The 20588-nt window shown below is 52.5% G+C and carries 25 protein-coding genes; 6 read left to right on the top strand and 19 right to left on the bottom strand.

Annotated elements, in window-relative coordinates:
• The first annotated feature begins 3 nt into the window (after positions 1-3).
• Complete coding sequence (locus EX31_RS02750) at positions 4-1137, top strand: glycosyltransferase family 4 protein (RefSeq protein WP_037033275.1); 1134 nt, start codon at positions 4-6, stop codon at positions 1135-1137.
• Between the two features lie 48 nt (positions 1138-1185).
• Here the strand turns inward: EX31_RS02750 and mltC are convergent, their stop codons facing one another.
• From mltC to mutY, 3 genes are all read right to left on the bottom strand, one after another.
• A complete protein-coding gene (gene mltC, locus EX31_RS02745; protein WP_013576842.1) occupies positions 1186-2265 on the bottom strand; it encodes a membrane-bound lytic murein transglycosylase MltC in 1080 nt (359 codons plus the stop codon).
• Between the two features lie 76 nt (positions 2266-2341).
• Positions 2342-2614 carry an oxidative damage protection protein gene (locus EX31_RS02740; protein WP_013576841.1) on the bottom strand — a complete coding sequence of 91 codons (273 nt, stop codon included), beginning with the start codon at positions 2612-2614 and terminating at the stop codon, positions 2342-2344.
• 33 nt (positions 2615-2647) lie between these two features.
• Positions 2648-3703, bottom strand: a complete 1056-nt coding sequence (mutY, locus tag EX31_RS02735) for an A/G-specific adenine glycosylase (RefSeq protein WP_197060708.1) — start codon at positions 3701-3703, stop codon at positions 2648-2650.
• A 244-nt stretch (positions 3704-3947) separates the two neighbouring features.
• Here mutY and trmB point away from each other — a divergent pair, with 244 nt between their 5' ends.
• The 4 genes from trmB to EX31_RS02715 all read left to right on the top strand — a co-directional run bounded on the left by trmB (position 3948) and on the right by EX31_RS02715 (position 6871).
• Positions 3948-4667, top strand: coding sequence for a tRNA (guanosine(46)-N7)-methyltransferase TrmB (gene trmB, locus EX31_RS02730; protein WP_013576839.1), 720 nt, complete (start codon positions 3948-3950; stop codon positions 4665-4667).
• Positions 4667-4993: a YggL family protein gene (locus EX31_RS02725; RefSeq protein WP_013576838.1), complete on the top strand. Its 327-nt coding sequence runs from the start codon at positions 4667-4669 to the stop codon at positions 4991-4993. Before trmB ends, EX31_RS02725 begins: the two co-directional genes overlap by 1 nt.
• Before the next feature lie 192 nt (positions 4994-5185).
• The gene (gene glsB / locus EX31_RS02720; RefSeq protein ID WP_037033273.1) at positions 5186-6112 is read left to right on the top strand and encodes a glutaminase B; all 927 of its coding nucleotides are present in this window, start codon (positions 5186-5188) and stop codon (positions 6110-6112) included.
• Between the two features lie 24 nt (positions 6113-6136).
• Entirely contained in the window at positions 6137-6871 is a 735-nt protein-coding gene (locus EX31_RS02715; RefSeq protein WP_013576836.1) for a YggN family protein, read from the top strand.
• A gap of 81 nt (positions 6872-6952) precedes the next feature.
• Here the strand turns inward: EX31_RS02715 and hemW are convergent, their stop codons facing one another.
• The 6 genes from hemW to EX31_RS02685 form a co-directional block, all read right to left on the bottom strand.
• Entirely contained in the window at positions 6953-8089 is a 1137-nt protein-coding gene (gene hemW / locus EX31_RS02710; protein ID WP_013576835.1) for a radical SAM family heme chaperone HemW, read from the bottom strand.
• Complete coding sequence (locus EX31_RS02705) at positions 8082-8690, bottom strand: XTP/dITP diphosphatase (RefSeq protein WP_037033271.1); 609 nt, start codon at positions 8688-8690, stop codon at positions 8082-8084. The genes hemW and EX31_RS02705 overlap by 8 nt, the downstream gene beginning before the upstream one ends.
• A gap of 21 nt (positions 8691-8711) precedes the next feature.
• Positions 8712-9017, bottom strand: coding sequence for a DUF167 family protein YggU (yggU, locus tag EX31_RS02700; protein WP_013576833.1), 306 nt, complete (start codon positions 9015-9017; stop codon positions 8712-8714).
• A complete protein-coding gene (locus EX31_RS02695; RefSeq protein WP_013576832.1) occupies positions 9002-9556 on the bottom strand; it encodes a YggT family protein in 555 nt (184 codons plus the stop codon). Before EX31_RS02695 ends, yggU begins: the two co-directional genes overlap by 16 nt.
• 86 nt (positions 9557-9642) lie before the next feature.
• Positions 9643-10464 carry a pyrroline-5-carboxylate reductase gene (gene proC, locus EX31_RS02690; RefSeq protein WP_013576831.1) on the bottom strand — a complete coding sequence of 274 codons (822 nt, stop codon included), beginning with the start codon at positions 10462-10464 and terminating at the stop codon, positions 9643-9645.
• A gap of 72 nt (positions 10465-10536) precedes the next feature.
• Positions 10537-11256 (bottom strand): YggS family pyridoxal phosphate-dependent enzyme, encoded by a 720-nt coding sequence (locus EX31_RS02685; protein ID WP_013576830.1) that lies wholly within the window; start codon positions 11254-11256, stop codon positions 10537-10539.
• A 22-nt stretch (positions 11257-11278) separates the two neighbouring features.
• On the opposite strand from EX31_RS02685, the gene EX31_RS02680 reads away from it, so the two are divergent.
• The gene (locus tag EX31_RS02680; RefSeq protein WP_037033270.1) at positions 11279-12301 is read left to right on the top strand and encodes a type IV pilus twitching motility protein PilT; all 1023 of its coding nucleotides are present in this window, start codon (positions 11279-11281) and stop codon (positions 12299-12301) included.
• On the opposite strand, the gene ruvX is transcribed toward EX31_RS02680, so the two are convergent.
• The 10 genes from ruvX to EX31_RS02630 form a co-directional block, all read right to left on the bottom strand.
• On the bottom strand, positions 12292-12720 hold the full coding sequence (gene ruvX / locus EX31_RS02675; RefSeq protein ID WP_013576828.1) for a Holliday junction resolvase RuvX: 429 nt from the start codon (positions 12718-12720) through the stop codon (positions 12292-12294). The two genes, EX31_RS02680 and ruvX, sit on opposite strands and share 10 nt — an antisense overlap.
• On the bottom strand, positions 12720-13283 hold the full coding sequence (locus EX31_RS02670; RefSeq protein ID WP_013576827.1) for a YqgE/AlgH family protein: 564 nt from the start codon (positions 13281-13283) through the stop codon (positions 12720-12722). Before EX31_RS02670 ends, ruvX begins: the two co-directional genes overlap by 1 nt.
• Positions 13284-13411: 128 nt before the next feature.
• A complete protein-coding gene (gene gshB / locus EX31_RS02665) occupies positions 13412-14362 on the bottom strand; it encodes a glutathione synthase (protein WP_013576826.1) in 951 nt (316 codons plus the stop codon).
• Positions 14363-14373: 11 nt separating this feature from the next.
• A complete protein-coding gene (gene rsmE / locus EX31_RS02660) occupies positions 14374-15105 on the bottom strand; it encodes a 16S rRNA (uracil(1498)-N(3))-methyltransferase (RefSeq protein ID WP_037033269.1) in 732 nt (243 codons plus the stop codon).
• Between the two features lie 87 nt (positions 15106-15192).
• A complete protein-coding gene (gene endA, locus EX31_RS02655; RefSeq protein WP_037033268.1) occupies positions 15193-15906 on the bottom strand; it encodes a deoxyribonuclease I in 714 nt (237 codons plus the stop codon).
• Between the two features lie 93 nt (positions 15907-15999).
• Entirely contained in the window at positions 16000-16521 is a 522-nt protein-coding gene (locus EX31_RS02650; protein ID WP_037033267.1) for a SprT family zinc-dependent metalloprotease, read from the bottom strand.
• 90 nt (positions 16522-16611) lie between these two features.
• Complete coding sequence (locus EX31_RS02645; RefSeq protein ID WP_013576822.1) at positions 16612-18006, bottom strand: sugar porter family MFS transporter; 1395 nt, start codon at positions 18004-18006, stop codon at positions 16612-16614.
• A gap of 308 nt (positions 18007-18314) precedes the next feature.
• The gene (locus tag EX31_RS02640; protein ID WP_037033266.1) at positions 18315-19058 is read right to left on the bottom strand and encodes a fimbria/pilus periplasmic chaperone; all 744 of its coding nucleotides are present in this window, start codon (positions 19056-19058) and stop codon (positions 18315-18317) included.
• A gap of 21 nt (positions 19059-19079) precedes the next feature.
• The gene (locus tag EX31_RS02635; RefSeq protein WP_037033265.1) at positions 19080-20234 is read right to left on the bottom strand and encodes a CfaE/CblD family pilus tip adhesin; all 1155 of its coding nucleotides are present in this window, start codon (positions 20232-20234) and stop codon (positions 19080-19082) included.
• A gap of 12 nt (positions 20235-20246) precedes the next feature.
• The coding region (locus EX31_RS02630) for a CfaE/CblD family pilus tip adhesin (RefSeq protein ID WP_304413188.1) at positions 20247-20588 on the bottom strand (342 nt) is incomplete at its 5' end.

Genomic DNA, 20588 nt, shown 5'->3' with positions numbered 1-20588 from the left:
ATTTTGAACGGAATCGATAAGAAAAACACCATCGCAATCACCGCCAACACCAGTTGGTATCTTTATAATTTTCGTAAAAATACTATTCTTGCGCTGTTAGAGAGTGGCTATCAGGTTATAGCCATCTCACCTGTGGATGAATATACTCACCGGCTTGCTGAACTGGGATGTAAAACCGTTTCAGTGAAAATAGACTCTGGAGGGACTAGCATCATTAAAGATTCTATTACTCTGCTTTCGTCCTGGTATGTGTTACGTAAAGAAAAAGTGGATGTCATTCTGAATTTTACACCTAAAAATAATATCTACTTTACGCTCGCAGCAAAGGTATTGAATATTCCAGCCATTAATAATATCGCCGGACTGGGCAGTGTTTTCATGAGCAAAGGGATGGTAAGGGTAATCTGTCAGCACCTGTATCGGTTCAGCCAGCGCTACGCGGCCAAAATATTTTTCCAAAATGAGGGTGACCGCGAATTATTCCTGACTGAAATGCTGCCTGATTACTTACATACCGAACGTTTACCGGGTTCTGGGGTTGATCTGGTTCGTTTTAATGTGACACCGGCACCCGACGACGATGTCGTGCGTTTCACCCTGATTGCACGCATGCTTTATTCCAAAGGGGTTGAGCATTATGTTGAAGCCGCACGTAAACTAAAGAAGCGTCATGGTCAACGCTGCGAATTTCGCTTGTTGGGATTTCTGGATGTTAGCAATCCGGCAGCGGTGAAGACTGAGCGTATGGCCGCCTGGATTGAGGAAGGTAATATTCTATATCTGGGGACATCCGATAATGTTGAGCAGGAAATCGCGCAGGTTGATTGTATTGTGCTGCCTTCTTTTTATCGTGAAGGCGTGCCGAAATCATTACTTGAAGCCGGAGCGATGGGAAAGCCGCTGATTACCACCCGTAATATTGGCTGTCAGGATGCGGTAGATGATGGGATAAATGGCTTTCTGTGTGAGCCGCAAGATACGGACTGCTTAACGCGGGCGATGGAGCGGCTCATTAATATGACTCATGTGCAACGTCTGGAAATGGGCAATGAGAGTCGGAAAAAGATGGTCAGGGAGTTCGATGAAAAGATCGTTATTTCCCGTTATCTGAAGGCGATCGAACAAGTCTTGCCCTGAAACGGCGGCTATTCTGCCTCCGCTTCAGGGCTATTTGCTGACAAAATGTTAATCCACGCGGCGATAGCTGCGCTGAGTATTGTTCACTTTATACAGATAGCGGCGCGATTCCCCGGACGGATGTTTGGTCGTCAGGGTGGTGTAGACATCGCCCGGTGACATATTGTTGATGATGTTAAACGCCTGAGTTTTATTACTTGAGAACACACGCAACACGCTGCCCGCCCCACCATTATAAGCAGTAATCACCGCATAACGACGCGATGTCGGGTTGCTGATATTCCCCAGATACACGTTTTGCAACATCGCCAGATACGCGGTGCCGGTATTAATATTGTTCTGCGGATCAAACAGATAGCTGCGACTCGGTTTGCCCCATTTCCCTTCAGATTTGAACACATCTACGCCTGCGGTGTGCTGCACAACCTGCATCAGACCCAGCGCATCAGCATTACTGACCGCATACGGGTTAAAGGCCGATTCTGTTTGCATGATCGCCAGTATCAGCGACTGATCGACACCATATTTCGCGGAAGCTTCCCGGATCATCGGCAGGTATTTATGCGCACGCTGATTCAGGTGGTTTGGCACCATCTGAATCGTCACGGAATAAATCACGTGCAGACCGGACTGACGACGCATCAGCTTATTCTGGATCAGATAGTCGGCAAAGCTGGCTGCGCGGCCTTCCCAGCGGATTGGCTGACCGGTGTTGTCGAGAACCTGACCGTATAACATCGGTTCACGGCTGATCTGGATATCGTTGACGTCTGAATAGAGATCAACGTTACCCGGGTCATCGCCCACCAGTAAGGTGCTGATAATTGCCTTACGCAGGCTGGCGGCCGGATCGGTGCCTGAAATGGTTTCGAGGGTGATGGTACCCGCATCAAAGTTGATGTGGCTGCGGGTGTAATACTGATCGCTATATTTCACGTAGTCTTTCGGACCCGCGATCAGCACTTCATTTATGCCCCAGATGTTTTCGATGTTATGGGCGAACTGCCCCATCAAAATATCGAATCCGTTGGTATCTTTCACATAAGCTTCGTTGAACTGGTTTTTCTTACTGCCGGAGCAGGAGATCAACATTGGCGCGATAATCAGCAAAGCTAAAATTTTCTTCATCTTACAAGCCGTTTCTGCTGAAAGAAGCAGGCGCCCGGAGCGCCTGCCTTAATGTTTCAACCATTGTTACAAATGATTATTTTGATGGCGGGGTGTAGCCTTCGATATGAACGTCCTGACCTTCAAACAGAAAATTCACCATTTCCTGTTCCAGCAATTTACGGTCATCCGGGTTCATCATGCTGAGTTTCTTTTCGTTGATCAGCATGGTCTGTTTGGCCATCCACTGTGACCAGGCTTCTTTGGAAATTTCATTGAAAATACGTTTGCCAATCTCGCCAGGGTACAGCTGGAAGTCTTGCCCTTCGGCATCGCGCTTGAGAAAGGTGCAAAAAATCGTTCTGCTCATGCTAATTCCTTATCGATCGTTCTTTTGGGGCGGTTATTTGCCAGCGGTCTGTTTTGCTAATTGCATCAGCAGACGTTCAACCGGCGCAGCCAGCCCGACGGATTGTGGTTGCGCTAAGTTATACCAGAGACCCGCACCTTCATCCATGCAACCTGCCGGAGAACGCAGATTTAACCACATCGGGACGATATCCAGATGGAAATGGCTGAAAGTGTGACGAAAGGCGGTCTGCTGCTGCAACGCATTTTGCGTAACACCGTATTTTTGCAGCCCCAGCGTGAGTTCGTCTTCGGTCGAATATTGCGGGAAGCAGAACAATCCGCCCCACAGGCCGACGGACGGACGCTGCTCCAGCCAGACTTTATCCTCCTGCTGGATCATCAGCATAAAGGCCGTTTTTTCCGGTAACGTCGTCTTGGGTTTTTTCCCCGGATATTTTGCCCAGCTGTGATGTGCATAGGCTTCACAGCCTGACTTCACCGGACATAGCTCGCATTTCGGCTTACTGCGGGTACACACCATCGCACCCAGATCCATCATTGCCTGATTAAACTGCGCGACCCCTTCGGCAGGTGTGACGTCTTCACTGATCGCCCACAGTTTATTTTCGGTTTTCTTCTCGCCCGGCCAGCCGTCAACGGCGTAGCAGCGGGCCAGCACGCGTTTCACATTGCCGTCCAAAATGGGGTAATGCTGATTCAGTGCCAGCGACAAAACGGCACCCGCTGTGGAACGGCCAATGCCGGGCAGCGCAAGAATTTCATCAAAGGTTGTTGGAAATACGCCGCTGTGCTGGCTGACGATAGTTTGCGCCGCTTTATGCAGGTTTCGTGCGCGGGCGTAGTAACCCAGCCCGGTCCACAGATGCAGTACTTCATCGAGTGGCGCGGCGGCGAGATCAGACACCGTCGGGAAACGTTCCATAAAGCGTTCAAAATACGGGATGACAGTCGCTACCTGCGTTTGCTGCAACATCACTTCAGAAAGCCAGACTTTATAGGGGTTTTTTGCGATTTGCCAGGGCAGCGTTTTGCGGCCATAGCGCTGATACCAGTCGAGCACCAGCGGCGAAAAACTTTTTGCTTCCATAAAACCAGGGGTTTCCATCATGGGTGAATTACAGTCCGGCAGGGTTAAAAGACGGGGCTGATCACATCACAGTTCCCGTCTGGCTGTAAACCGGAACTTTCCGCACTGTATTGACGGATTTCCTGCCGTCAAACCTTGCTAATCGGGAGTAAGTTTGGATAATGCGCCTTTCCTTATATTCAGTGACCAAAGCACAGGCATCCGCGCGCGGGTACCGCGTCTTGCCAATCGGAGTGGAAACACCATGAAAAACGACGTCATTTCACCGGAGTTCGACGAGAACGGTCGCGCGATGCGCCGTATCCGTAGTTTTGTCCGCCGTCAGGGCCGTCTGACCAAAGGTCAGCAATTCGCGCTGGACAATTTCTGGCCGGTGATGGGCGTGGAGTTTCAGGCAGAACCTCTGGCAATTGATGCCTTGTTTGGTCGCCCGGCACCGGTTGTGCTGGAAATCGGTTTCGGGATGGGCACCTCGCTGGTCACGATGGCGAAACAGAACCCGGACCAGAATTTCATCGGCATTGAAGTTCACTCGCCTGGCGTCGGTGCCTGTCTTGCGACCGCGCATGAAGAGGGTGTCAGTAACCTGCGCGTAATGTGTCACGATGCGGTCGAAGTGTTGGAAAAAATGATTCCGGATGGCTCGCTTGACATGGTGCAGCTATTCTTTCCTGACCCGTGGCACAAAGCGCGTCATAATAAGCGCCGTATCGTGCAGCCGGAGTTCGTTGAGAAGCTGCGCAAGAAATTGAAAGTGGGCGGTGTATTCCACATGGCAACCGACTGGGAGCCTTATGCGGAGCACATGCTTGACGTCATGACCAGTTTAGAAAACTGGGTGAACCTGTCGCAGGAGGGCAATTATGTCCCGCGTCCGGAATCCCGCCCGGTGACCAAGTTCGAAATGCGTGGCCAGCGTTTAGGCCACGGCGTATGGGATCTGATGTTTGAGAGGAAGCAATAATGGCTACAAATCGCAGTCGTCGTTTACGTAAGAAGTTACACATTGCCGAGTTCCAGGAACTGGGCTTCTCTGTAAAATGGCGTTTCCCGGAAGGTACCGCGGTAGAAACCATTGACGAATCACTGGATAAATTCATTGACGGTGTGATCGAGCCAAATAAGCTGGCCTTCGACGGCAGTGGCTATCTGCAATGGGAAGGTCTGGTTTGCCGTCAGGACATCGGCCATTGCACTGATGAACAGCGTGCGCTGGTCAAAAAATGGTTAGAAGACCATAAAATGGAAGACGTGGAAGTTTCAGAGTTGTTCGATATCTGGTGGGACTGATTCTGCCGTCATCCTTCGAATTGTCTCTGCGTTGACTGCCTTCACTTACCCCGGTCACTTACTTTTGTAAGCTCCCGGGGATAAGTTCAGTTGTCGCCTTGATACAACTCGAATGATTTAGGCAGATCCTGAGGATCTCTGAATCTCATAAAGGTGCCTTCCGGCACCTTTGTTACATCTGGAGGCAGGACGTTGGGTACCGAACTTGATAACAGTTTGCTGGAAGATATTCTTGCGCAGGTCAGGCCGCTGATAGGTCGGGGTAAAGTGGCCGGTTACATTCCTGCTCTGGCGGAAGTCAGCCCCGATCATTTAGGAATCGCCGTGTGTACCACGAAAGGGGAGATCTTTCGTGCCGGTGATGCCGATATTCGTTTCTCGATCCAGTCGATCTCAAAAGTTCTCAGCCTGACGCTGGCGCTGACCCGTTATCAGGAAAGCGAAATCTGGCAGCGTGTCGGCAAAGAGCCGTCCGGTCAGCCATTCAATTCTCTGGTACAGCTTGAGCTGGAACAGGGTAAACCGCGTAACCCGTTCATCAATCCGGGCGCGCTGGTGGTCTGCGATATGCTGCAAACCCGGCTTTCGGCACCGAAGCAGAGAATGCTGGAAGTGGTGCGTCAGCTGGCCGGATCGGCAGATCTCAACTACGATCGGCACGTTGCGCGTTCCGAGTTTGAGCACTCCGACCGCAATGCGGCGATTGCGTATCTGATGAAGTCTTTCGGTAATTTCGACAACGACGTCATCACCGTTTTGCACACCTATTTTCACTACTGCGCATTGCGCATGAGTTGTGAAGAACTGGCGCGGACGTTTGTTTATCTGGCCAATAAAGGGCATCCGCTGGGTAGCGAGACACCGCTCATTGATGCCCGTCAGGCACGGCAGATTAATGCGATGATGGTGACCAGCGGTATGTACGATGGTGCGGGTGAGTTCGCCTATCGCGTCGGGATGCCGGGCAAATCCGGTGTCGGTGGCGGTATTATTGCCCTGGTGCCGGGTGAGATGTGTATCGCGGTATGGTCGCCGGAACTTGATGCGGCAGGGAACTCTTTGGCAGGTATTGCTGCCTTAGAACTACTGGCGCAACGTATTGGCCGTTCAATTTTTTGAGTTTGCTGTCTTAAGGGAGAGTACATGTTAGTAAAAAGTGGAGTGGTAAAAACCGGACTTGCTGCGTTGCTGGCTCTCAGTGCGTGGAGCGCACAGGCGGACTATCAGTGTGCCGTACAGCCTAAAGATGATGTGATCATTAAGCCGCAGACCGTTCAGGTAGTCGGCAACAGCGGTGATTTGCTGATCACGCCAAATGGTAACGTGACCCTCAACGGTAAAGACATGACCCTGAGCGCCAGACAGCGTCAGGAAGCGATCGATTATCAGGCCGGTTTGCGCCGCGACCTGCCGTGGATTGATCAGGGTGCGACGGCGCATCTCGAAAAAGGCCGCGTGGCGGTAGATCGGGTGATCGTCGAGAAACTGGGCACCGACAGCAACGTGCGTAACCGTCTGGTCACGCTCGACAAGCAACTGAAGCAACAAATGAACCTGATCATTGAGCACCGCGCCGACGGTCTGACCTTCCACCATAAAGCGGTGGATCAGGTTAAGCAAAACGGTCAGAAGCTGATGGAACAAACCATGGGCGGCGTGATGCAGGACAGCATCAACGAAATGGGCCTCAAACAGGCTACCAGCGGTGGGAATCCGTTGCAGGCGATGATGGGTAATCTTGGCGGGCTGCAGCAAGCCATTCAGGAAGAGTGGAACAAGCAGGAAAAAGAGTTCAAAGCCTTTGGCGATGACGTCTGTAAGCGTGTGACGAATCTGGATACTCAGCACAAAGCCTTGCTGGCGGATTTGAAAAAGTAACCGGCTAAATGACGGACACAAAAAAACCGCGATTACGCGGTTTTTTTGTGGGAAAACGAACCGTCCTTTGTGAACTGCACCTTACTCCCCCAAAAACAGCTCCAGCAGTGAGTTGAGGAATAATTTTCCTTTGCCGGTGATCTGCCAGTGCGTGGCGGTTTCCACCAGATATTCTTTGGTGATCGCTTCGTCAAGCTGTGCGCGTATCACCGACTCATCCAGCCCGGTATACAGACCAAACTCTTCACGCGGCGCGGCTTCCAGCAGGCGGAAGCGGTTCATGAAGAATTCAAACGGCAAATCTTCGGTTTCGACCGGATGCTGTTTGTCCATATAACGTCCCTGCATATAGCCGCGAGGATGTTTGGTTTTTACGGTACGCAGGATTTGCCCGTCGGGCTGCGTCAGTTTGCCATGCGCGCCGCAACCGATGCCGAGATAATCCCCGAAGCGCCAGTAGTTCAGATTGTGCTGACACTGGTAGCCCGGTTTGGCATACGCCGAGGTTTCATACTGCTGATAACCAGCCGCAGTCAGCAACTGATCGCCTTGCTCGAAAATATCCCACAGTGCATCGTCATCCGGCAGGGTCGGCGGACGTGAGGCGTACATTGTGTTCGGCTCAATAGTCAGCTGATACCACGACAAATGCGGCGGGTTGAGTGCAATAGCCTGACGCAAATCGTCCAGCGCTTCTTCCAGCGTCTGATCCGGCAAGCCGTGCATCAGATCCAGATTGAAGCTGCGCAGGTTCAGGCCGGTCGCCAGATGCGCCGCGCGCGTGGCTTCGTCAGGGCCATGAATACGCCCCAGACGCTCCAGTTTCTGCGCATCGAAACTTTGCACGCCAATGGAGATACGGTTCACACCGGCGCGCTGATAGCCGCTGAAGCGGTCTGCTTCGACGGTACCCGGATTAGCTTCCATGGTGATTTCAGCATTAGCATCGAGCGGCAACCGCGCACGCACGCCGTCGAGCAGATTCTGCATCGCTTCGCTGCTCAGCAGACTTGGGGTTCCGCCGCCGATAAAAATCGTCCCCACACTGCGTCCGCCCACCAGATGCAGGTCTGCATCCAGATCAGCCAGCAGATGCGCGACATAATCGTCATGCGGCACTTCACCCTTTAACGCGTGCGAGTTGAAGTCGCAGTAAGGGCATTTTTGTACGCACCACGGAATATGGATGTAGAGACTCAGCGGCGGTAACTTACGCATTCTTCTGTACAGCCTCTTTCATCGCGGCAAGCAATAGTTTCAGTGCCTGTCCACGGTGCGAGACCGCACTTTTTTCTTCACGGGTCAGTTCTGCGGCGGTCTTGCCCAGCTCAGGAACATAAAAAATCGGGTCATAACCGAAGCCGCCTTCGCCTGCTTCGGCAAAGGTAATCTCACCAGCCCAACTGCCGTGACACACCAGCGGCGTCGGGTCTTCAGCGTGGCGCATATACACCAGCACACAATGGAACTGCGCATCGCGCTGACCCTGTGGCACGTCTTTCAGCGCCACCAGCAGTTTATCGAGGTTTTGCTGATCGCTGGCATCAACGCCTGCGTAGCGTGCGGAGTAAATCCCCGGCGCGCCGCCGAGAAAATCCACCGCCAGACCTGAATCATCAGCAACGGCTGGCAAACCGGTGACCGCTGCCGCATGGCGGGCCTTCAGGATGGCGTTCTCAATGAACGTCAGCCCGGTTTCTTCGGCAGATTCAACACCGAGTTCCGTTTGCGCGACCACGTCCAGCCCGAAACTGGCCAGAAGATGTGCGAGCTCACGCACTTTACCGGCGTTGCCGGTAGCTAATACGACTTTCTGCATGGGAGAGTCCTGACGTAAACGTTATTCTGCGAGCAGTACCGCGACCTCAGTCGGGATATTTTGCGGATGTGTAATGCGGACTTGTTTATGGCGGCCCAGTTCGCCCTTTTCAATGCTGACCTGACTTTTGGCGACTTTAAACTGTTTCGCGAGAAATTTCACCAGATGTGTGTTCGCCTGACCATCAACCGGCGGGGCGGTGATGGCGACTTTCAGTTCGTCGCCATGCAAACCCACCAGGCTGTCGCGGCTGGCTTTGGGCTGGATAACCAGCCGCAAAACCAGCGCATCAGATTGCCAGAACGCCGGGCTTAAAGCTGGAACCACAACGCACCCAGCAGATCCATCCCCAGATAATTCAGCATATAGAGGATAAGGATCACCACCATCGCCGAGAAATCGATGCCGCCCATTGCCGGAAGAATACGACGGATTGGCGCCATCAGCGGCTCAGTCAGTTGCATCAGCAGGTAATCCATCGGCCCGCGGCCCTGGCTCACCCAGCTCATCAGCGAGCGGATAATCACCAGCCAGAACACCAGATAACCGGCGGCTTTAACCAGCCCTATCAGGCCAATCAGCAGGCTGCTCAGACCAAAGAAAATAGCGCCGCTTTGAATAAGCAACAGCAGCGGGAATTTGATGGTGCAAAGGATAAACGCCAGCAGCAAACTCGCGCTGTCAATCGGGCCCAGCGGCGGAATAATCCGGCGAAGTGGTCCGATAATTGGCTGAGTAATTTTCACCACGAACTGTGAAAACGGGTTATAAAAATCTGTACGAGCCCATTGCATCCAGATGCGCAGTAGCAGAACCATCACGTAGAGATCTATGAGGGTTTTAACCAGAAACGTCAGCGTTAACATAATTCTCCTATGCCCTTCATCCTTCGCGTGTCGTCTTGAGGCAACACGAATGATTTTGGGCAGTGTTATTTTATTATTTGCTCTTATTAGAACAGTTTTTCCATTTCCTGCGCGCGGGTAATGGCGGCCTGCATGGCCTCGGAGACAATCTCCGGTAATTTACGGTCGGTGAAAACCTTCAGAGCTTCAAACGTCGTGCCGCCTTTGGACGTCACATTCTCACGAAGTTGTGACAATGGCGTGTCCGGACTGGCGGCGACTAAAGCACTGGCGCCGCTGGCGGCTTGCTCAACCAGCATCCGTGCGGTTTCAGCGCTGAAACCCAGACGTTGCGCTTCAGCCTGCATTGCTTCCATAAACAGGAAGAAATACGCCGGGGCGCTGCCTGCGGCGGCAATTACGTGGTTGATACCTTCTTCGGTATCGACCCAGCAAATTTTGCCGACGGCGGTCATCAGTTCACCGCTGTAATCACGGTCTGCCTGAGAAACCTGAGAAGGTGCGTACAGGCCACTCATGCCTTTCCCGACCAGAGATGGCGTGTTCGGCATGATACGCACGATGTTCAGATTATCGCCCAGCAACTCGCAGAAGCGCGCCACACTGACGCCTGCGGCAATCGACAGTACCAGCTTGTCGCTAAAATCCACGTCTTTTTGCAGTGCTTTACACACATCGGCCATCATTTGCGGTTTTACCGACAAAACAACGACATCCGCCTCCTTTGCACAGCCGCTGTTATCGCTGCTGCTTTGCACGCCATATTTATCAGCCAGCGCATCGCGATGCGTGGTGGAAGGGGCACAAACGCTGATGAGATTTGCCGGATAGCCGCTTTCGACCAGGCCGGAAATAATTGCGCCCGCCATATTACCGGCGCCGATAAAACTGATTTTGCGATGTTGCATTCATGCTCCTTGCTTTTAATGGGGGCTGAATTGAGCCTATCAAGAGTAAAGCAGTAAACCCAAAGATAAAGGTTACTGTTTTATGCTGTAATCACGGGCACCGAAAATGGCGGTCCCGATGCGAACCATCGTGCTGCCAGCCGCAATTGCCGCAGGCATATCATCGGTCATACCCATCGACAGCGTATCGGCCTGCGGACAAATATTTTGTAAATCTTTCAGCGCATCCCGCATCTTGCCGAAGACCTCAAGCTGTCGCGCGTGATCCGTTTCCACTGCCGGAATCGCCATCAGGCCGCGCAGTATCAGGCGGGGCATCGCCATAATCTGTCGGGCCAGTTCTGCGATATCGCCCACTGCAATGCCGGACTTACTGGCCTCATCGCTGATGTTGACCTGAATCAGCACCTGTAAAGGCGCTAAACCGGCCGGACGTTGTTCGTTCAGCCGCTGGGCGATTTTCAGGCGGTCGATGGTATGGCACCAGTCGAAATTCTCCGCCACCAGGCGGCTTTTATTCGACTGCAATGGCCCGATGAAATGCCAGGTCAGCGCAGGCTGATGTCCGGCAAAGTGGGCAATCTTATCCACGCCTTCCTGCACGTAGTTTTCGCCGAACGCTAACTGCCCGGCGGCAATCGCTTCTTCGACAGCGCTCGCAGGTTTTGTTTTGCTGACTGCAAGCAAGGTAATTTCTTCTGGAGACCTGCCGCAATGTTGTGCAGCGGCTGCGATTTTCTCGCGGACATTCTGTAAGTTCTGCTCAATAGCGTTTTGCTGACTAAGGCTCATAGGGACTCAGGAGGATTTCAACATGGATATTGATGGATTAGTGGGACGTAGTGTAAAGCAAAATGCCTCCGATCTGCACCTTTGTACCGGCTATCCGCCTGTGTTGCGCATTGACGGGGAATTATGTCGCTGTGAAGATCTGCCGGTGGTGGAGGCTTCGCAGATGCTGGGGCTGATCCATGGGTGGCTGGATGCCACTGAACAACATACTTTGCAGCTGGCCGGACAGGTGGATAAAGCGCTGACATTGGGTGATGGCGTGCGGATGCGGCTCAATATCTTTCAGCAACTGCACGGGTTGTCTGCGGCGCTGAGACCGGTGCCTGCCCGTTGCCCCGAGCTGGCTGCATTGAGGGTGCCGGATATCTTGCAGCACGTCATTATGCAGGAAGACGGCCTGATTTTGGTCACCGGTGCGACGGGCAGCGGGAAATCCACCACGCTGGCGGCGCTGATTGATCATCTCAACCGCCATGCGAAGCGCCATATTATTACGCTGGAAGACCCCATCGAGCTTATCCATACTGGCAGGCAATGTCTGATTCAGCAGCGCGAACTCGGGCTGCATACGCGTTCATTTGGCGAAGCGGTGCGCGGTGCTCTGCGTGAAGATCCGGATGTATTGTTACTGGGCGAACTGCGTGACACTGACAGTATCCGGCTGGCGCTGACGGCGGCAGAAACCGGACATCTGGTTCTCGCGACACTGCATACGCGCAACGCCACACAGGCCATTGACCGGCTGGTTGATGTGTTTCCGGCAGAAGAAAAAGTGTTTGTCCGCGCGCAACTGGCGGGCAGCCTGCGGGCCGTGATCGCGCAAAAACTGGCGGTGACTGAAGAAAAGGACGGGAGAAAAGCGGGAAGGGTAGCGCTTTTTGAAGTGCTGACTTCCACACCGGCGGTGTGCAATTTAATCCGTGAAGGGAAAACTCATCAACTGGCGGATATCCTGCAAACCGGCGCGCAGGCCGGCATGCAGACGTTCGCACAAAGCCGTCAGCAACGGCAACGTGCGGGATTACTGGCGGAAGATCAGGACTGACTCCACTGTTTCTCGAACCAGCTTTCCAGGATAATGACGGCGGAAGCGGCATCCACGCTGCCTTTATCCAGCGCACGGAAACCGCCGCGATCGAACAAATCAGCGCGGGCTTCTACGGTACTCAGGCGTTCGTCGTGCAGTTCAACCTGAACGCCAAAACGGCCATGCAGACGGTTGGCAAATTTGCGCGCACGGGCGGTCAGGGGTTGTTCTGTGCCGTCCATGTTCAGCGGCAAACCGACAACCACCAGATCCGGCAGCCACTCTTTCAGCAGTTTTTCAATTTTCTGCCAGTCCGGTGTGCCGTCCTGCGCTTTAAACGAGGTCAGCGGACGGGCGGTGCCGGTGACTTCCTGACCAATAGCCAGACCGATACTTTTGGTGCCGAAGTCGAAAGCAAAAACCGTGCGGTTTGCCATTATGCGTGCCCCGCATGGGTGGCGAGCTGTCCGACGTCAACGCCGATCATTTTCGCTGCTTCGCGCCAGCGGTCAGCAATGGGGGTGCGGAACAAAATATCGCTGCTGGCTTCAATGGTCAGCCACGAGTTTTCCAGTAATTCTTTTTCAAGCTGGCCCTGTTCCCATGCGGCATAACCCAGCGCCACCAGCACATCTTTTGGCTGATCGGGCGTGCCCAGCGTTTCCAGCACGTCTTTCGAGGTGGTGATCATCGTGCAGTCAGAGATGCGGATGCTGGAGCCAAAACCCTCGCGCGGCGTATGCAAAATGAAACCGCGATCGTCTGCCAGCGGGCCCCCGGAAAAAACCGGGCGATCAAGACGAATACTCAGGTCACGGGGTTCGGGGGTGATGTCGAGTTTGTCGAGTACGCTTTCAATGGTGAAATCGTCGACCAGTTTGTTAATCACCAGCCCCATGGCGCCGTCTTCATTGTGCTCGCAGATGTACACGACCGAACGTTTGAACTGGGGTTCATCCAGGCCAGGCATCGCAATTAGAAAGTGATGTTGTAGATTCATGGTATGCAGGATGTTTAACCTCAGAATTGAAATCAGTGCAGGCAGGCCAGTTTATTACGTCAGGCTCGCCAAAAAAAGCGGGTTATCCAGCAATGCTGAACAACCCGTTTATCGATTTTAATCTGTGCTTATCGTGAAGCCAGACGTTTCTCGATGGCGTCCATCAGCATGCCGGTGATGGAAATCGGGAAGGCGGCTTCGATTTCACGTGCACAGGTCGGGCTGGTGACGTTAATTTCCGTCAGGCGATCGCCGATAATATCCAGACCGACAAAAATCAGGCCTTTCTGCTTGAGGATTGGCGCGACGGTACGGGCAATTGCCCAGTCACTTTCGCTCAGCGGACGGGCTTCGCCACGGCCTCCGGCAGCCAGATTACCGCGGGTTTCACCCTGCGCCGGAATACGCGCCAGGCAGTAAGGCACCGGTTCGCCGTCGACCACCAGAACGCGTTTGTCACCGTCCTTGATGGCTGGCAGGTAGTTTTGTGCCATACAGAAACGGCTGCCGTGTTCGGTCAGTGTTTCGATAACGACGGAGACGTTGGCGTCTTCAGGTTTCAGACGGAAAATGGAAGCGCCGCCCATGCCATCGAGTGGCTTGAGGATCACGTCAGTGTGTTCTTTATGGAATGCTTTCAATTGCGCTGCATTGCGGGTAACCAGCGTATCCGGCGTCAGTTCAGGGAACCACGCAGTGAACAGCTTTTCGTTACAGTCGCGCAGGCTCTGCGGTTTATTGACGATCAGCGTGCCTTTTTCTTCGGCACGTTCGAGGATGTAAGTGGCATAAATGAATTCGGTATCGAACGGCGGATCCTTACGCATCAGGATCACGTCCAGTTCCTGCAGGGCGATATCCTGCTCTGTGCCAAACTCATACCAGCCATCGTAATCCTGCTTCACGCTGAGTTTTTTGGTGGTCGCACGGCCTTCGCCGCCGCGCAGATACAGGGAATTCATTTCCATGTAATGCAGTTCGTAACCACGACTCTGCGCTTCCAGCAACATAGCGAAACTGGTGTCTTTTTTAATGTTGATGGAAGAGATCGGATCCATCACGATGCCAAGCTTAATCATTTGGTTTCCTCTTAACCCAGATCGCCGAAACGAACCTGTAAGGCTGTAATCGCGGTGAGTGCTGTGGTTTCTGTACGCAGAACACGGGGTCCCAGCAGGATATCAGTAAATCCGTAGCCGGAGGTCATTGCAATTTCTTCAGCGGATAAACCGCCTTCCGGACCGATCAGCAGGCGGACATGGCTTACCGGCAGCGGCAGGGTGTTAATGCTGTGGCTGGCGCGCGGGTGCAGGTTCAGCTTCAGGCTGTCGTCCTGTTCGGCGCACCAGGCTTCGAGCTGCATCGCCGGACGAATTTCAGGGATACGGTTACGTCCGCACTGTTCGCAGGCGGCAATGGCGATTTTCTGCCATTGCTGCAATTTTTTCTCCAGACGTTCGCCGTCAAGTTTGACGCCACAGCGCTCGGAAAACAGCGGAGTAATCGTATTCACGCCCAGCTCAATAGATTTCTGAATGGTGAATTCCATCTTCTCGCCACGCGAGATCACCTGACCAAGATGCAGATTCAGCGGGGATTCATTATCCGCCAGCACGCCCTGATTCAGGCTGACACGCACACTTTTCTTATCAACCTGAGTGATGCTGGCTTCGAAGACCTGGTTGCTGCCGTCAAATAACTGAATCGCCTGACCCGGCTGCATACGCAGAACGCGTCCGACGTGATTGGCGGCATCTTCGCTCAACGCAATCTCGCTGTGAGCGGTCAGGTTTTCCGGATGATAAATGCGGGGTATGCGCATGTGTGGCTGCTGTCCTTAAAGTGGTGAAGTGGGCTATTTTGGCAACTGTTGCCAGCCCTGTCGCTGACTATTGTGCTCTATAGTAGGTTAGCTTTTTCTTTGCACGCAAGCCTGCTGAACGTAAGGGTTGTGATTCCCCTGTACCCTGGCAATGCGGTTATCGCGTTCACATTCCCATGAAGTGACCGGATACTGGCGATCCCAGGCGGTAAACAGCTGTGTCTGCTGGCGGGATAAATTCAGTTTGTACTGGTCACGCATGTAGAAGTAAGTGCGCGCAATGGCCCCACGGGCGCGGGCTGGCGGCTCGGCGGCTTTGGCTTTGAAGTCGATTTTCATTTCACAGCGGCCATACTGACCTTCGCCACCGTTCCACTGGCTGTACATGAAATTATTGCGGTCGCCGTTCACTTCACCGATGGCCGGTTCAAGGTTGTGCAGGTCAGTTTCAACCTTGCGATAGTCGGCGCTTTTCGCGCAATTTTTGCGCCCGCCATCCTGCCAGCATTGCATCTGGTGGCCGAACTGCCACGCGGGAACCACATGTTCCCATTCGATCCGGCTGGCGCGCTGTTCACTTTTACGTACCGCGTAACCGCAGGATTGCAGATCCGGCGTGCCTTTTTTCCCCTGCCAGCTGATATTGCAGCCGCAGTAAAATGTTGGCGCGCCCTGATTGATTTTCACGGCAGCGGCTTTGGCCTGACTGAAGTTATTGATGGCGTTGCCGGACTGGCTGAAGGCGCTCAGCGGTGTCAGCGCACTGATAAACAGAAAAGATAAGAACGTTTTATGAAACATGTTTCTGAAAGACCCAGGACTAAAAGGCCGGAAGGGTAACGGATGCGGCGCGATGTGACAATGGGACTTTGCTGCTAATGAGTGATTGAAAAATCAGCAATTAGTGATGCCGTTAGCGTTAAAACGTAACAGTTCGCCGCAATGGCGGCAGCGGTATTCCGACTCCTTGCGCATCACCTTATTGTGGCGACGTACGGTCAACTGGTGGTCGCGGCAGGCGCATAAATACGGATAGGTTTTACTTTGCACGGATGCCACTTCGAACTTGTGGGTTCTGCTCGCTGAGACACCCAGCACGTGCTCCATCATCCAGCGCCACTCTTTGCCGTGCGGTGCAGGAGCGCGACCAAAACGGCGGTATACCAGCAAATGGGCCAGCTCGTGTGGCACCACTTCATCGATAAACGGTTGCTGATTTTCCAGCAGTAATACCGGATTAAGGCGGATTTGCCAGTGTTGCAGATACGCGCTTCCCGCGCTGGTGCCGCGTTGCTGATAGCTGATTTCCGGCTCCGTGTAATCGGTGCCAAAAAACTGATTTGCCATCTGGAGTTTTTCCCGCAGGCAGCGCATAACGGCTTGTTGCAGGGCGATGGGGAGACGTGAGGTTTTCATCTGGCGAAGGATAAATCTGGCGGGGGAGAGATGCAATATGGAATTCCTCCCCTTTGCAGGGGAGGAATGGCAGGCTTATTTATTGCTAACTTACTTACCGATGTCGCGCAGGGCTTCACCTTTCATCAGGTTGCGTTCGATGTGTTCCAGAGAGACGTTTTTGGTCTCAGGGATCAGCGCAATAGTGATGAAGATGAAGACCACGTTCAGCGCGGCGTATACCCAGAAGGTATTGGCATTGCCGAGGCTGTCGAGCATGGTCAGGAAGGTTGCGCCGACAATCATGTTGGCGATCCAGTTGGTCGCAGTAGACACGGTGATACCAAAATCGCGGCCTTTCAGCGGCTGAATTTCAGAACACAGTACCCAAATCAGCGGACCGGCACTCATCGCAAAACCAACGATGAACATCAGCAGCATGGCGATGGAGAAGTATTTCGCCGCATCGGATTCGACACCGATATGCAGCATAGTACCCAGCACACCCATACCGACGGCCATCACCAGGAAGCCCAGTTTCAGCGTAGGTTTACGGCCCCAGCGGTCAACCAGACCGATGGCGATGAACGTCGCCAGAACGTTAACCAGCCCGACGATCACCGTGCCCCACATCTGTTGAGAGGTGCTGGCGAAACCGGCGATGCCGAAGATTTTTGGTGCGTAGTACATGATGACGTTCATACCGGTGAACTGCTGCATGACCTGCAACAGAACGCCGAGGTAAACCGCACGACGGAAGTTTTTGTTATTAACGAACAAACCCCAGCCGCTTTGTTTTACTTTCAGGCTTTCACGGATTTCATCCAGTTCATGTTTTGCCTGCTCACTGGAATCACGCAGTTTTTCCAGTACGCGGCGTGCTTTACCGTCATCACCACGGGCGGCCAGCCAGCGCGGGCTGTCCGGCAGGAAGAAGACGCCAACCAGCAACAGCAATGCCGGAATGGTGATGATGCCCAGCATCCAGCGCCATGCGCCGGTGTAGCTGAACGCGGTATCCGACAGGTATGCGGCCAGAATACCGATGGTGATCATCAACTGGTACATGGAAATCATGCTGCCGCGGATTTTTTCCGGTGCGATTTCTGACAGGTAAATCGGTGCGGTGTAAGAGGCAATACCGACAGCCAGACCCAGCAGAACGCGGGCAACAATCAGTACTTCTGTGTTGGGCGCAAAGGCGGAACACAGGGAGCCGACAACGAACAGAACTGCGCCGATCATCAGGCTGAATTTACGTCCCAGACGGAAGTTCAGCCAGCCACTGCCGACAGCACCGACGGCGGCACCAAACATCATGGAGCTGACAACCCATTCCTGTTGGTGGTTAGTAATCTGGAAGTCATGGCTGATAAAGGGCAGGGCGCCCGCGATGACGCCGATATCTAAGCCGAACAGCAGTCCGGCAAGTGCAGCAAGAAAACAGACAAAGAAAGTGACGCTTTTGTTCGAGCGTTTTCCTTTGGTCGAAGTTGAGTTGTTCATCCGGTCTCCAAAATAATGCAATCGTTTTGAGTTTGTAATAATGCTTAGGCTGTTATGTTATTAACCCTGCACACAGCTTAACGTGAACCCGGTCACAGTGTTGTAATCGTTTACACTAATAGGTGTGGCTGGGTATCTTGTTTCTGAAGGGTTTCAAACGGATAGCGTAACAGGAAGGAGATGCGCCGGAGAGTAATAGCTCATAAATTGATTTATATCAATCAATACAGTGTTTCAAACTTTTACATATACAAATAAATTATTAATTTATAACAAGTTATTTTCTGTAACCGTTTTCATTTTAGCCATCATCTGGCCGTAAAACTTCCCGCTTCCTGCTTTTGAGTGTAATCGTTGAAATACTCAATTCGGACTTTTTCAGACGATGCTGAAGCCGAAAATGGTAACGATGGGGTGTATGGCTTGCCCGGATAGACGTTTTTCTTCAGCTCTTTCCACTGGCACCGTGCTTCCTTTTTATCGCTGTCGCACAGGCCAATACGCTGTACCAGCAGATGGATATTGCCGGTATTGGTAATTTGCTGAGTGGATGGATCCCAACCCAGTCTGGTGACCGGTTTTGCTGGCGGCACCATGACGACTACACCCCAGACAATGGTCAGGTTCAGTTCGCTGGTGAAATTTTTGTTGCTGGCAGGGTTTTTGAATTCTTCCGGAGTCATTGACTGAAAATGCACGCGGTAGATTTTTTCTTCGTTGCTTTCACCGAGGCCGACGATCCTCACCGGCTGGCTGTTACCGGCGGGCAAACCAAATTTTAGCGGCGAGACCACCAGACTGTTTTGTGCGCCCTGTGGTGCAGGCGTTTCACTTTCCTGTGGTGTGCCGGGGTTATGAACCTCGGTGATTTTTCCCTGAATATACTGGGTAGTTTCGCTTTTAGAACTGATGACCAGTGCAGCAGCATGTTGTTCGTTAAGCGTTACTTTCATCGGTGAAACGGTGATATTGGCTAAGCACAGGGCAGGCATCGCCAGCATCAGTAACGGGAGCACTTGCATGGCTGAGACGGAAAAATTTCTTCGTGGCATATATGTCGCCTTCGGGTGAAGTTAGTAAAGAGACGGGGTGAAATTAAGCTGAAGTGTGCCACGGTAATATCCGGCATTTTTACTGCTCACTTCTATATAATCGGTACTGAGCTCAAGCGGCGCAGGCACACAAATGACCGGTTCCGGGATGCCCGGTAAATGTACCTGTCGGATATGTGCCTGTTGTATCTTTGTGAAATTTATCTGACGGGCACGGCTCACGGTTTGCATGGTATTCGTATCAGGGTTGAGAATATTAATCGTGTAATCAATGCGATCTCTTTTTTCATTCACATTCCCCCCCTGGCGGACGATGGAAAAATTGAGTCCTGAACGGTCACTCTGTCCGGTGAAGTCATCGTTAAGGGTGAGCATAAAGGTACTACTGTTGGCGTTGTAACCATCATATAAGCAGACATCAATATTTGCTCTGCCAGTAAAAGACATTTTTTGGGTGCCTGCGCCGGGCAACGGACGCATATTGAGATTCACCAGTGGTGCGGCTTCGCCAAATTCGGGTAAATAGATTTGCTGATTATTGTTGTCAGTGACGTTGAGAGTGATATGGGCGTTCCAGTCTGCGAGTTTAATACGCGGATCCCACTGCATTAAGCTCATTTTTAACTCAGCTTTCCAGATGCCTCCGACAGGGAGTTTCTTCAGTTCATTGGCAGAAATATTGACGTTGAGTAATGAATTATCGGTTTTATTTCCATCTGAACAGGTGACTTCCATGCCGGCATTGACCAGATAGGGACCCCAGAGATTGCCCGCAGGCCAGCAAGATGTCCCGATATCGGACGTCAAATAGTGAAAAGCGGTGAGATTAATAATGGCCGTTGTATGAGACCGCTGCTCGGTTAACAGAATGGGAATGGAAGTTTTGCCACTGACCACCCCGGTGACATTGGTACTGCATTGACCATTAACGGGGTTGGAGCTGGATAAACAAATCCAGGTGTTTCGGCCCCATAACGAATCTTTATCCGTATCATATCCCCCGCTTTGCTGCACCCAGATATCGATTTCTGAGGGGGGGGAGGAACGATCAAACGTAGCAGTAACGGGCGTATCCCGACTCGCAGGTTCAACTCTTTCGGCCTTCGCTGACGTTATTGTCAGGGCGCTAAACAGGATTAACAGAATGACGAGAAAGTACGTTTCTTTTCTATCCATTTTAAGAATCGCCTAAAGCTGCGGTGTAAAATTAACAATCAGATGTCCGGTATAATTCCCGGCTTGTTTACTGTTGATATCCATTGTCTTGGTGCTGAGTTCCAGTGGCGCAGGAACACACAATACTGCCTGTGGGATCCCGGGCAGATGTACAGGCCGGATATGAGCGGTCTGAATATCAGAAATCACCAGATCATCACCGCGTATTACGCTGACGTATTTGCCGTCGGGTGCCTGCATTCGCACATAATAATCAATGCGTCCTGAATCCAAATTAGTGTCGCCGTGATCAGAATAAATAGAGAAGTATCCGTTATTGCGCTGGGTTGTCCCCTGCTGCTGATCGTCAAATTT

This window comes from Rahnella sp. WP5 (assembly GCF_000745615.1).
Classification (GTDB): domain Bacteria; phylum Pseudomonadota; class Gammaproteobacteria; order Enterobacterales; family Enterobacteriaceae; genus Rahnella; species Rahnella aceris.
The sequence above is the reverse complement of the archived record's forward strand: the minus strand, read 5'-3'. Positions and strand labels throughout refer to the sequence as shown.

What these genes read in the sequence shown, in the direction of transcription:
- mltC (WP_013576842.1), bottom strand. Translation starts at nt 2,265, where the DNA reads ATGAAGAAAATTTTAGCTTTGCTGATTATCGCGCCAATGTTGATCTCC.
- EX31_RS02740 (WP_013576841.1), bottom strand. Translation starts at nt 2,614, where the DNA reads ATGAGCAGAACGATTTTTTGCACCTTTCTCAAGCGCGATGCCGAAGGG.
- mutY (WP_197060708.1), bottom strand. Translation starts at nt 3,703, where the DNA reads ATGGAAGCAAAAAGTTTTTCGCCGCTGGTGCTCGACTGGTATCAGCGC.
- trmB (WP_013576839.1), top strand. Translation starts at nt 3,948, where the DNA reads ATGAAAAACGACGTCATTTCACCGGAGTTCGACGAGAACGGTCGCGCG.
- EX31_RS02725 (WP_013576838.1), top strand. Translation starts at nt 4,667, where the DNA reads ATGGCTACAAATCGCAGTCGTCGTTTACGTAAGAAGTTACACATTGCC.
- EX31_RS02715 (WP_013576836.1), top strand. Translation starts at nt 6,137, where the DNA reads ATGTTAGTAAAAAGTGGAGTGGTAAAAACCGGACTTGCTGCGTTGCTG.
- hemW (WP_013576835.1), bottom strand. Translation starts at nt 8,089, where the DNA reads ATGCGTAAGTTACCGCCGCTGAGTCTCTACATCCATATTCCGTGGTGC.
- EX31_RS02705 (WP_037033271.1), bottom strand. Translation starts at nt 8,690, where the DNA reads ATGCAGAAAGTCGTATTAGCTACCGGCAACGCCGGTAAAGTGCGTGAG.
- EX31_RS02695 (WP_013576832.1), bottom strand. Translation starts at nt 9,556, where the DNA reads ATGTTAACGCTGACGTTTCTGGTTAAAACCCTCATAGATCTCTACGTG.
- proC (WP_013576831.1), bottom strand. Translation starts at nt 10,464, where the DNA reads ATGCAACATCGCAAAATCAGTTTTATCGGCGCCGGTAATATGGCGGGC.
- EX31_RS02685 (WP_013576830.1), bottom strand. Translation starts at nt 11,256, where the DNA reads ATGAGCCTTAGTCAGCAAAACGCTATTGAGCAGAACTTACAGAATGTC.
- EX31_RS02680 (WP_037033270.1), top strand. Translation starts at nt 11,279, where the DNA reads ATGGATATTGATGGATTAGTGGGACGTAGTGTAAAGCAAAATGCCTCC.
- ruvX (WP_013576828.1), bottom strand. Translation starts at nt 12,720, where the DNA reads ATGGCAAACCGCACGGTTTTTGCTTTCGACTTCGGCACCAAAAGTATC.
- EX31_RS02670 (WP_013576827.1), bottom strand. Translation starts at nt 13,283, where the DNA reads ATGAATCTACAACATCACTTTCTAATTGCGATGCCTGGCCTGGATGAA.
- gshB (WP_013576826.1), bottom strand. Translation starts at nt 14,362, where the DNA reads ATGATTAAGCTTGGCATCGTGATGGATCCGATCTCTTCCATCAACATT.
- rsmE (WP_037033269.1), bottom strand. Translation starts at nt 15,105, where the DNA reads ATGCGCATACCCCGCATTTATCATCCGGAAAACCTGACCGCTCACAGC.
- endA (WP_037033268.1), bottom strand. Translation starts at nt 15,906, where the DNA reads ATGTTTCATAAAACGTTCTTATCTTTTCTGTTTATCAGTGCGCTGACA.
- EX31_RS02650 (WP_037033267.1), bottom strand. Translation starts at nt 16,521, where the DNA reads ATGAAAACCTCACGTCTCCCCATCGCCCTGCAACAAGCCGTTATGCGC.
- EX31_RS02645 (WP_013576822.1), bottom strand. Translation starts at nt 18,006, where the DNA reads ATGAACAACTCAACTTCGACCAAAGGAAAACGCTCGAACAAAAGCGTC.
- EX31_RS02640 (WP_037033266.1), bottom strand. Translation starts at nt 19,058, where the DNA reads ATGCCACGAAGAAATTTTTCCGTCTCAGCCATGCAAGTGCTCCCGTTA.
- EX31_RS02635 (WP_037033265.1), bottom strand. Translation starts at nt 20,234, where the DNA reads ATGGATAGAAAAGAAACGTACTTTCTCGTCATTCTGTTAATCCTGTTT.